An 8273-nucleotide genomic window follows, 5' to 3' on the forward strand; every position below is an offset into this window, starting at 1 on the left:
TTATTAACAAGGAGTATCCATGTTGAAAGCCTTTAGAATGATTGCAGTGCTTATTGGGTTAATCGGAGGACCATTCTTTTTGAGTTCCTGCGATGGAGCAGTGAAGCATGGCTCCCAAGAGGTCGATGGCGGCTATGGAGGACACAGCGCGGGTGGGCATGGTGGTCATGGCGGTGCTGGGCATTAAGCCCATTCGCTGCATTGGTAAATCAAGCCAAAGCATACTCACACTTAACAGGTAGGGCAAACCATGAAACACGACCACCATCAAGGACATACCCATTCTGGTAAAGGACATGCTTGTCCTCACGAACATAATTCTCCCAAGACTCAGCAAGCCTCTTCCAAAATGGAGGGGCCTATTGTTTATACGTGTCCCATGCACCCAGAAATTCGCCAATCTGCCCCTGGTCATTGTCCTCTTTGTGGTATGGCTTTAGAACCGGAAACGGTGACGGTTTCGGAGGTTGTGAGCCCTGAATATCTTGATATGAGACGTCGATTTTGGATTGCATTGATGTTAACTATACCTGTTGTGATATTGGAGATGGGTGGACATGGTTTGAAGCATTTTATTTCTGGTAATGGTTCCAGTTGGATCCAATTGCTTCTTGCCACGCCAGTGGTGTTATGGGGAGGTTGGCCTTTTTTCAAGCGCGGTTGGCAGTCTCTAAAAACAGGCCAACTCAATATGTTTACCTTGATTGCCATGGGTATTGGTGTGGCGTGGATTTACAGTATGGTGGCTGTCCTTTGGCCAGGTGTATTTCCCCATGCGTTTCGAAGTCAAGAAGGAGTAGTTGCTGTTTATTTTGAAGCGGCAGCAGTGATTACTACGCTTGTCTTGTTGGGGCAAGTGCTGGAACTAAAAGCTCGAGAACAAACGGGTAGTGCCATCCGTGCCTTGTTAAAATTGGTCCCTGAAAGTGCACACCGAATTAAGGAAGATGGCAGTGAAGAGGAAGTGTCCCTGGATAACGTTGCCGTTGGTGATTTGTTGCGTGTTCGGCCTGGTGAAAAAATACCAGTGGATGGTGAAGTGCAAGAAGGCCGAAGCTTTGTCGATGAATCCATGGTGACGGGTGAGCCCATTCCAGTTGCTAAAGAGGCCAGCGCTAAAGTTATTGGTGCTACGATTAATCAGACGGGTAGCTTTGTCATGAAAGCGCTGCATGTGGGCAGTGATACCATGCTTGCACGCATTGTGCAGATGGTGAGTGATGCCCAACGAAGCCGTGCGCCGATTCAGCGACTAGCCGATACCGTCTCAGGATGGTTTGTGCCCGCTGTGATTTTGGTTGCGGTGCTGTCTTTTATTGTGTGGGCACTGTTGGGTCCGCAACCAGCGCTTAGCTATGGTTTGATAACTGCTGTGTCAGTACTCATCATCGCTTGCCCTTGTGCGTTAGGTTTAGCAACGCCCATGTCCATTATGGTCGGTGTTGGAAAAGGAGCACAAAGCGGGGTATTGATTAAAAATGCCGAAGCGTTGGAACGAATGGAGAAGGTCAATACCCTGGTGGTCGATAAAACGGGCACGCTTACTGAAGGTCACCCTAAATTGACACGCATTGTGACCGATGATTTCGTGGAGGATAATGCTTTAGCATTAGCTGCGGCACTTGAGCATCAAAGTGAACATCCGCTGGCCAATGCTATTGTGCATGCTGCAAAAGAAAAAGGATTGTCCCTTGGAACAGTCGAAGCGTTTGAAGCGCCCACTGGAAAAGGGGTTGTAGGTCAGGTAGACGGCCATCATGTTGCTATTGGTAACGCCAGATTAATGCAAGAGCATGGAAGCGATAATGCCCCTCTTTTTGAAAAGGCTGATGAACTTCGTGGTAAAGGCGCCTCAGTCATGTTTATGGCGGTTGATGGTAAAACAGTAGCTCTCTTGGTGGTTGAAGACCCTATTAAATCGAGTACTCCAGAGACCATCCTCGAACTTCAGCAAAGTGGCATTGAAATTGTCATGCTCACCGGAGATAGCAAAAAAACAGCAGAAGCGGTGGCAGGGACCCTCGGCATTAAAAAGGTGGTAGCTGAAATCATGCCTGAAGACAAGAGTCGCATCGTGAGTGAATTAAAAGACAAAGGTCTTATTGTTGCCATGGCAGGAGATGGGGTGAATGATGCCCCAGCGCTTGCCAAAGCTGATATTGGTATTGCCATGGGAACAGGCACTGATGTGGCCATCGAAAGTGCTGGGGTCACCTTGTTGCATGGAGATTTGCGTGGTATCGCCAAAGCGCGACGTTTGTCAGAAAATACCATGAGCAACATTCGCCAAAATCTTTTCTTCGCATTTATTTATAATGTACTGGGTGTGCCTTTGGCTGCTGGGGTTTTGTACCCCCTAACCGGCTTGCTCTTAAGTCCTATGATTGCAGCAGCGGCGATGGCGCTTTCTTCAGTGTCAGTGATTATCAATGCGCTGAGACTAAAGAGAGTGACACTATGAAAAAAGGATGGTCAGATGAGCTTAAGATGTGATTAGTCTTTATTGTATTGGCTAAACAAAAATCATCACGATCACTTCATTGAAGAAAAATCAAGTCTATACTAAAAAAATAGTTCAGACTGTATTTAAGGCAAAATCATGGTTATCCCAGTTGTTATGATAGTGTTTGGTATTGTCTTTCTTGCTAAAGGAGCTTATTTAATCAATGGATTAGTGCAACAAGGGAATCACTATCGGCGACTAAGGTTTGTTTCTCTTTCTTTTATTGGCATTTTTATCCTCAGTTATATAGCCAGCATTTTTTATGGTTTATTGGTCGATCCTCATTGCCTTAATTATTTTTATGGCAGTGTATTTTTGTTAGCAGCGACTTATACTTATTTTTCGTGTCATTTGGTGACTAAGACCATTCAAAAAGCGGAATTAATGGCTGATTTTAAAAGTCGCTACGAACTATTAAGGCAGCATGCTCAGTATGATTCGCTAACTGGCTGTCATAACAGAGAGACCCTTTTTGAGGTTTTGAACACAAGGCTCCAACAAATTAAGATGCATGGAGGATGGGTTATCGTTCTTTTTATTGATATGGATAAATTTAAGACGGTCAATGACCGTTATGGTCATGATGCGGGAGATAACACGTTACAAACATTTGGGCAACTCCTAACGCAGCGATTGCGAAAGGATGATATCGTGGCTCGTTATGGTGGGGATGAGTTTATTGCCGTGATGGAAAACATCTCTATCGATGAGGCGAAAAAGATTGCTGAAAATCTTATCACTGTGACGAGACAATCGTTCAAAGAAGGTATTTTATCGGAGCTTAATCTAGGTTGCTCTATTGGCATCACTCAGATGAATCCTCACTCGGCCTCAGTGAATACCGTCATCAAAGAAGCGGATTTGGCGTGCTACGCGGCAAAACAAAGAAAAATCAATGGCTCGGTTTGTGTCTATAGTCCAATGCTTGCAACAACAAACCATCTCATCGACACGAGTATCCATCCAATCGCTGACTAGAAAAAGAGAATGCATAAAACAGTCATCTTACTGCAGAAGCAGGTACGACATCATCTATTATTTTACAACCCATTGTTTAATGGCATTGGGTGGGAGATACTAGAAAATAAAAATAATAAAAAGAAGGGATTAATTTATGACTCATTATCTGATGAAACGCACCCTCCTGGTGATAATTCCCGCCTTTCTGGTGGGTTGTTCCTATAATGCCAAGTTAACCCCTGAAGGAGAAAAAGTAACCATTCTCCAGTCAGGTCAGCTCTCAAAAGGCTGTACTTTTTTAGGGGAAGTCAGAGCCTACGATCGCAATGGCATGAGCCAATCCTATCAATCACACGAGCATTTGATCAAGGACGAACGAAATATCCTAAGAAATGAAGCGGCGTTATTAGGTGCTAATACGGTTTTGGTGAGTCAACATCAGCAAACTTATGAAGGCAATCCCAAAAATGATTTCGTGGCAGACCATTGGATGGTAGGTCGAGCCTACCGATGCAAGATAAAACAATAGATAGACCTCTTTGAGCCATTGTTTATGGAATATCATCGTGCTTGGCGGTTTTCTTATAGGGTCGTTCTTCTGTTGCTGTATGCCTCTTTGGCAACAGCGGGGAAGGCATGGACTCTTCAGGAAATAACTCAAATGGCTTTTGCAAACAACAAGGATTTAAAAGCCGCTCGTTATAATGTGGCTATTGCCAAGGCCCGTTTGCTACAAGCTGGCCTTTGGCCCAATCCAAGCCTCAACCTCTCCAACAACGACGATCGCTTATTTAATGATGAAGGGGAATATTCACGAAGTGCTGGGTTTAATCAAGCATTCCCTATTTCTGGGCGTATTGCAAAGCAAAAGACAGTGGCGCGTTTAGATGTATTGAAAGCCATGGCAGAAATCAGGGAAGCAGAGCGCCAATTAAGCGCCAAAGTAGCAAATGCATTTTATGCCGCGATGATTACTGAGCGTCGCACGCAACAGGTGAATTACTTATTACGGATAAACCAAGAGCTTGTTGATGTGATTCATAACCGTTATCACGCGGCTGAAATTTCAAAGCTGGATGAGAATGCGGCACGCATTGAGTATCTGCGTATCGGGCAAGAAAAGCACCTGTTGCATAGTCTTCGTATTAGCCAATATGCGCTACTGAATCAATTGATGGGGCGAGAAGCCAATTCACCCTTATCCCTTAAGATGGATTTTATCGCTGAGAGAACGCTCCTTAAATTACCCCGCTTAAAAGCCTTAGCGCTTAAAAATCGTCCAGACCGTCAATCCATCGCATTATCGATTGAACGCGCCAATGCCGATCGCCGTTTGGCCAAAGCCGAGCGTTTTGCTGATTGGACGGTAGGGCTTGGGGTACAACAAGATAAAATTGTGGTCGAAGAGGGCCCACCTCAACCTGCCGATAGGACTTTGGGTGTGACTCTTTCCGTGCCTCTTCCTCTGTTTAATCGTAATCAGGGGCGAATTTTAGAAGCAAGTCACACAGGGACTCAGGCAATAATGGCTTTGCGTGCTTTGAATTTAAGTATTGAGACGGAAGTAACCAGTAACTATGGGCAATTAAAAGCGCTGCAAATGAGTCTTAGGGAAACGCAACAGGTTTCTCTGAAATTAGCGGTTGAGAATGTCACACTGGCTCGTGACTCTTATGAGAATGGACAAATTTCTTTTTTGAATGTGCTGCAAGTACAAAAACAACAAAATGATTTACAAACGACTTATCTCAACACGTTAGAAAAGTATTTGCAAGTGTATGTGGCTTTATGTACAGCTATTGGTCCTGGTAAAACCAATGGGTTTTGCCCTTATTTAGCGTATCAAAGGAATGGGGATAGTAAATGAGATGGCAACAGCGCATGAGAAGGATGGCATTAATTAGTCTGTTTCTTAGTCTACTCTTTCCTATTCAAGGGTGCTTTGCCCATGGAGAAGAAATTGAAGTGAGTGAGGGAGGAGCTAAAGGCCCAGTTCATTTAACACCCCAGCAAACCAAGATGCTTGACATCAAGGTAGTGGAAGCAACCAATCGTCCTATGGCGCAAATGCTTGGTTTAAATGGCCAAATTCAATTGTTACCTGATGCGCAAGCGGATGTTAGCATTCGGATTAGCGGAAGTGTGACGGCCATTGATGTGAATTTAGGAGATAATGTCAAGGCAGGACAACGCTTAGCCACAGTGCAATCAAGATTAGTGGGTAATCCTCCACCAAGTGTTGCGGTCACGGCACCCATTGCGGGCATCATTGATGCCAGGAACATTAACTTAGGTCAAGCCGTTGAACCGAACACCGTTCTTTTTCACATCAGCAATCGCGACAAACTGTTAGTCATCGCTCAAGTGTATGAAGAAGATTTAGATAAGATTAAGGTAGGGCAAGAAGTGAATGTTCATGCCCTAAGTTACCCCAAGCGAACTTTTCCAGGCCAAGTGACTTTAATTGAACCCAATCTTGACTCCTTAACCCGTACCGTGAATGTGCGCATCACCTTGGATAATGAAGAGAAACTCCTAAAGCCCGGAATGTTTGTACGCGCCAACGTCATTTTAGCGCGTAATGAAGCAGCACTTGCCGTACCCAATGCGGCCGTGTTGCAGGCAGATAACGAGTCGTTTGTTTTTGTGCAAAATAAGGATATTTATGATCGCGTCGTTGTTCAAATGGGTGCCGTGGATGATGAGTATTCAGAAATTAAAGACGGGCTAGTTCCTGGCGACCTTGTTGTGACGCAAGGACATCGTGAGCTTTATACTTTGTGGTTGAGTGGGGGTAGTAAGCCTCATTCAGGCCAAGAGGAGCCTCACTAAATGTTTACGCACTTAATTGCCTGGTCGTTACATAATCGCCCCTTGATTTTGGCCTTAACGATTATTCTTTGTTTGCTGGGTGGTTATACTTTAAAACAAATGCCAGTAGATGTGTTTCCCGAATTTGCCCCACCGCAAGTGGTGGTGCAAACGCAAGCGCCTGGCATGGCCACGCAAGATGTAGAAACTTTAATTACTTATCCTTTGGAAAGTGCGATTAATGGCACGCCAGGGGTGGTTAGTGTGCGCTCTAAAACGTCTGTGGGACTGTCCACCATCACGGTGGTGTTTGACGACCAAACTGACATTTATCGTAATCGCCAGTTAGTTAATGAACGCATTCAACAAGTAGTCAATCGCCTCCCTCCTGGCGTTGAGTCACCCATCATGTTACCGGTTACGTCTGCCGTGGGGTGGTTGGTCAAATATGCGTTGGTGAGCCGCACCGAAAGTCCTGAAACCTTGCGCACTATTTCGGATTGGACGATTCGTCCCAGGATTCTAGCATTAGGTGGCGTAGCTTCTGTAGTTTCCCTGGGTGGTGAGGTCAAGCAATACCAGGTGCGCCTCATTCCTGAGCGTATGCTCGCTTATCGAATCTCGGTGGAAGACGTGCGACAAGCGCTGACATCGGCGAATCAAAACGTACCCGGTGCCTTTGTTCACCAGGCAGGAACCGAATTCGTAGTGAGTACCCTTGGGCGGATTAAGACGCTTAAAGACATCAAAAAAACATTGATTGTGGTTCGTAATGGGGTACCTATTACCATGAATAATGTGGCAAATGTTGCTTTTGGTGGAGAAATTAAGCGAGGTGATGGAGCTTATAATACCCAAAATGCGGTGATTGGGACAATTTCTAAAGCCTATGGGGCTGATACGGTCACGACCACAGAGAAAGTCGAAAAAGCACTTGCGGAAATTAAAAAGTCCTTGCCTCACGATGTGACCTTAATGACTAATGTGTTTCGCCAAACCAGCTTTATTGAATCTGCCATTCACAATTTAACTCGGGCTTTGCTTGAAGGGGCTGTGATTGTTATTGCGGTTCTTTTTGTTTTTTTGATGAATTGGCGCGCTTCGTTTATTACGTTCCTTTCGATGCCCGTTTCGTTCGTAGTGGGTATTCTAGTGCTTCATTATTTTGGTATTGGCATCAATTCCATGACCTTAGGTGGTATGGCCATTGCCATTGGAGAAGTAGTCGATGACGGCATCATTACGGTGGAAAACGTGGTGCACCGTTTACGGATTAATCGTCAGGAAGCCCATCCTTTACCCACCATACAAGTAGTTTTTGATGCGGTGCTTGAAATTCGAAGTTCAGTGGTTTATGCCACGATTATCATTAGTTTGGTTTTTTTACCCATCTTCTTTTTATCGGGGATTGCTGAGCATATTTTTAGCCCCTTAGCCATTGCCTACATTGCCTCGGTATTGGGCTCTCTCGTGGTCTCCATCACTATGGTTCCTGCTTTGTGTTACTGGTTACTGGTGTGTGGTCAAGAAAAACAGCAAGATGTTGAAGTGAGTCTGCACGCTTTATCGAATAAGGAACGGCATTATGCCGTAGAAAAGGAAGGTAACCATCAGGCGGAGTCCGAAACTCGCTTTGTCTTGTGGCTTAAAAAGCATTTTTTAACAGCACTCCAATGGTCTATTGCCCACTGCAAAATGGTTCTTGCGTTTGCATTATCGGCTTTTGTCTTTGCACTGGCGTTACTTCCTTTTTTTGGCACGTCTTTTTTACCGGAGTTTCATGAAGGCAACTTTATTGTCGTGATGAGTACCTTGCCGGGAACCTCCCTTAATGAATCCATGCGTTTAGGTCAACAAGTACAAAAAGCATTGCTTCGCTATCCGCAAGTGATTTCCATTGCGCAGCGGGCAGGGCGCAGTGAGCTTGATGAAGATGCGCTACCACCCAACATCAGTGAATTTGATGTGCTTCTTAACTTTGATAAAGACAAGTCCATGA

At 45.0% G+C, this 8273-nt stretch carries 7 protein-coding genes; all 7 read left to right on the forward strand.

The genetic code is table 11. The features are described 5' to 3' along the window. Positions 1–19 precede the first annotated feature (19 nt). On the forward strand, positions 20–187 hold the full coding sequence (locus tag ACWTEW_RS23465) for a hypothetical protein (protein WP_015961484.1): 168 nt from the start codon (positions 20–22) through the stop codon (positions 185–187). A 63-nt stretch (positions 188–250) separates the two neighbouring features. Next, positions 251–2461, forward strand: coding sequence for a copper-transporting P-type ATPase (gene copA / locus ACWTEW_RS23470; protein ID WP_058393167.1), 2211 nt, complete (start codon positions 251–253; stop codon positions 2459–2461). Positions 2462–2599: 138 nt separating this feature from the next. Next, complete coding sequence (locus ACWTEW_RS23475) at positions 2600–3481, forward strand: GGDEF domain-containing protein (RefSeq protein ID WP_025519938.1); 882 nt, start codon at positions 2600–2602, stop codon at positions 3479–3481. Positions 3482–3617: 136 nt separating this feature from the next. Next, positions 3618–3992, forward strand: coding sequence for a DUF4156 domain-containing protein (locus ACWTEW_RS23480; protein ID WP_021436947.1), 375 nt, complete (start codon positions 3618–3620; stop codon positions 3990–3992). Between the two features lie 24 nt (positions 3993–4016). Beyond that, on the forward strand, positions 4017–5330 hold the full coding sequence (locus ACWTEW_RS23485) for a TolC family protein (RefSeq protein WP_015961480.1): 1314 nt from the start codon (positions 4017–4019) through the stop codon (positions 5328–5330). Then, positions 5327–6295 carry an efflux RND transporter periplasmic adaptor subunit gene (locus tag ACWTEW_RS23490; protein ID WP_015961479.1) on the forward strand — a complete coding sequence of 323 codons (969 nt, stop codon included), beginning with the start codon at positions 5327–5329 and terminating at the stop codon, positions 6293–6295. The genes ACWTEW_RS23485 and ACWTEW_RS23490 overlap by 4 nt, the downstream gene beginning before the upstream one ends. After that, the coding region (locus tag ACWTEW_RS23495) for an efflux RND transporter permease subunit (RefSeq protein WP_454783453.1) at positions 6296–8273 on the forward strand (1978 nt) is incomplete at its 3' end.

The sequence above is a fragment of the Legionella stuttgartensis genome (genome assembly GCF_977063405.2).

Bases quoted from the DNA above. Each gene is read 5' to 3' on its own strand.
- ACWTEW_RS23465 (WP_015961484.1), top strand. From the start codon at position 20: ATGTTGAAAGCCTTTAGAATGATTGCAGTGCTTATTGGGTTAATCGGA.
- copA (WP_058393167.1), top strand. From the start codon at position 251: ATGAAACACGACCACCATCAAGGACATACCCATTCTGGTAAAGGACAT.
- ACWTEW_RS23475 (WP_025519938.1), top strand. From the start codon at position 2,600: ATGGTTATCCCAGTTGTTATGATAGTGTTTGGTATTGTCTTTCTTGCT.
- ACWTEW_RS23480 (WP_021436947.1), top strand. From the start codon at position 3,618: ATGACTCATTATCTGATGAAACGCACCCTCCTGGTGATAATTCCCGCC.
- ACWTEW_RS23485 (WP_015961480.1), top strand. From the start codon at position 4,017: ATGGAATATCATCGTGCTTGGCGGTTTTCTTATAGGGTCGTTCTTCTG.
- ACWTEW_RS23490 (WP_015961479.1), top strand. From the start codon at position 5,327: ATGAGATGGCAACAGCGCATGAGAAGGATGGCATTAATTAGTCTGTTT.